General features: G+C 55.0%; 2 protein-coding genes. One reads left to right on the top strand and one right to left on the bottom strand.

Going from position 1 to position 2,518, the window contains the following annotated elements:
- Positions 1 to 151 precede the first annotated feature (151 nt).
- The gene (locus tag ACT6Y9_RS10385; RefSeq protein WP_443744478.1) at positions 152 to 1,876 is read left to right on the top strand and encodes an AAA family ATPase; all 1,725 of its coding nucleotides are present in this window, start codon (positions 152 to 154) and stop codon (positions 1,874 to 1,876) included.
- A gap of 76 nt (positions 1,877 to 1,952) precedes the next feature.
- Here the strand turns inward: ACT6Y9_RS10385 and ACT6Y9_RS10380 are convergent.
- A partial coding sequence (locus tag ACT6Y9_RS10380; protein ID WP_443744477.1) for a porin occupies positions 1,953 to 2,518 on the bottom strand: 566 nt, incomplete at its 5' end.

Here is a 2,518-nt window from a genome sequence, read left to right as displayed (position 1 = left end):
TCTTCAGGCATTGGTGGAGATCTATCGTTCGACGAAGTGACCACTTCGCCGTGCGCCAGCCCTGGGTCGGTAGGGCGTTGATGGGGACGGCCCAAAGGGACTTTGATAGACTCAACGCTAAATATGAGTCCCAGAAAAACCGAGCCGCCCCATGGAAAAAACTCTTCTGCAGCTCCCCCTTGGGATCTCCGACTTTCCCGAGATCCGCGAGGGGGATTACGCGTTCGTCGACAAGACGCGGACCATCGAGAAACTTGAGAAGGCTGCGTCGCCGTACGTGCTTTTTCTCCGGCCGCGGCGCTTCGGCAAGACGCTTCTCACCTCCATGCTGCTTGCCTATTACGATGAGACATTCGCCGGGAGGTTTGATCAGGTCTTCGGCGGAACATACATTCACGCACACAGGACGCCGCTCCAAGGGAAATATTGGGTGTTGCGGTTGGATTTCTCCGGGATAGACGCCTCGAATCTGGTGCCGGGATTCATCAGCAGGCTGCTGAGAGGAATTCAACCCTTCTTTGCTCGTCATCGAATAGACGGTGCAGAAGATTTTTTGAAGCGAGAATACAGGGATCCTGCGCGGCTTATTTCTGATTTCTTTAGATTGATTGGGCCGTTTGTTGGCAGGCGTCTTTTCGTTGTCATCGATGAATACGATCATTTTGCCAACGATGTTTTGGCAAACGACAAGGCGCTGTTCAAGAAGATGACTTCCGCCGAAGGTTTTCTCAAGACCTTTTATGCGGCATTGAAGGCGGAGACGGGGCCGGATGGGGTCATTGCGCGCATATTCGCAACGGGCGTCACCTCCATTTCGATGGATTCCATGACGTCCGGATTTAATATACAAATTAACATCAGCCAGGATTCAGGTTTTTGTGATGCGGTGGGTTTCACTGAATGCGAGCTTCGTGCACTGATAGAAAAGACTGTGGATCTGGAGCGAATCGGACGCAGGCCTGAAGAAGTTGTTGACCGAATGCGCGAGTACTACAACGGCTATCGATTCAGTCCGGACAGTGAATCCAGGGTCTACAACCCCGCCATGTGCCTCTACTACCTCTCGTCACTGCGTCGTCGAGGAAAAGAGCCCGTGCTCATGGTCGATCCGACCTCTGCGCCTGACCTTTCCAAGATCGGCGGTATTTTCGACTTGGCCTATCATCAAGATCTCGTCGACGTAGTGGATGCGGCAATGACGGACAAGTCTTCGGAACTGCCCCTCGGAGCCATTTCTCCCACGGTTAATTTGAACAGTGCGGAAAGATTTTCGCGAAACGACCTGTTGTCGGTGCTGTTCTTTATGGGCTACTTGACTTATAGTGCGGAAGCCTATAATGAGCTGGTTTGTCCCAACAAGGCAATTCGTCTTCAATTTTTCGAGTACTACTTTGAGAAGTTGAAGGGCTTCCATCTTCACTTTTCCGGAGCAAGCCTTTTAAAGGCTTTTGAAGCCATGCGAGGTGGGGATATTGTGCCGTTTCTGCATGTTTTTGAGCGGAAGCTGCAGGAGTCGAGCGGAATCCATGCAGTGACTCATCTTTCCGAATCTTCGTTGCAGTTCGGAATTCGTTATGCCCTGCTCACCAATTCCGACTACCAAGTTTCCATGGAAACGGAAGCTAGAGGAAAGGGATACAGCGATGTGTTTTTAGAGCCGCTGCAGAATTCAGGAGTGGAATTCGCCTACTTGTTGGAGTTGAAGTACATCAGGAAATCGGCCTCTTCTCCCAAAACAATCCAAAACCTGCGGGAGGCGGCGGCGCAGCAGCTCCATCGGTACGCAGCGGCGGAGCCCTTCGCCTCAAAAAAACGTCTGAAGAAGGTCGCCGTCGTTTTCTGCGGCCTCGAACTCGTGTCGGTTGAAGAGGTGTAGCCCCGGAGGGTTGGGCACGGCCAAAAAACAAAGGTCCGCCGTTCGGAACGGCGGACCTTTGTTGAAGAGAAAGGCGTCAGAACCGCAGAATCATGCCCGCAGTGGCGATCGCCTGATTGAGGCGCGAGGAGTTGTCGAGGAGCTTCTTGCCGTCGAGCCAGCTCGCCGCACCGTAGAAGCGCGTGTGCTTCGAGAAGTCGTAGTAGTAGACGACGCCGCCCATTGCGAGCGTTCCCTTGTTGTCGCCCGCCGCGGCGTCAACGCCCTTCCACTTGGTCTTCAGGTACCCGGCCGCGGCCGAGAAGGTGTGCCGGCCGACGGGATACTTCGCGCTCACGTGCACGGCCAAGCTGTCGAGCCCCTTTTCGCTTGTTCTGTAGGTGTGAGAGCCCACGATCGAGGCGAGGTCGGGAACCGGGCCGATGCGCCAGTCGTTGCGGCTCGCGTAAAGGATCGCCGAGACCGCGGGACCGCCGAAGTCGTAGCTCGCGATCAGGTGCACCGCGTGGGTGTTGTTGCGGCGCTTGTCGCGCGTGCCGTCCGCATTCTTGAGGTTCCCGGGCATCTCGAACGAATAGACGATGCCGGTCGTGATCACTCTCCGGCCTGAAGGCCGGAGCTTCTTGATTCGCTGAGCCTCGC

This window comes from Sutterella sp., assembly GCF_052272535.1.
GTDB lineage: Bacteria > Pseudomonadota > Gammaproteobacteria > Burkholderiales > Burkholderiaceae_F > Sutterella.
Note: the sequence above shows the minus strand (reverse complement) of the source record. Positions and strands in the feature narration are given on the sequence as shown.

Excerpts from the sequence above, each read along its gene's own strand:
- ACT6Y9_RS10385 (WP_443744478.1), top strand. The coding sequence starts at position 152 with ATGGAAAAAACTCTTCTGCAGCTCCCCCTTGGGATCTCCGACTTTCCC.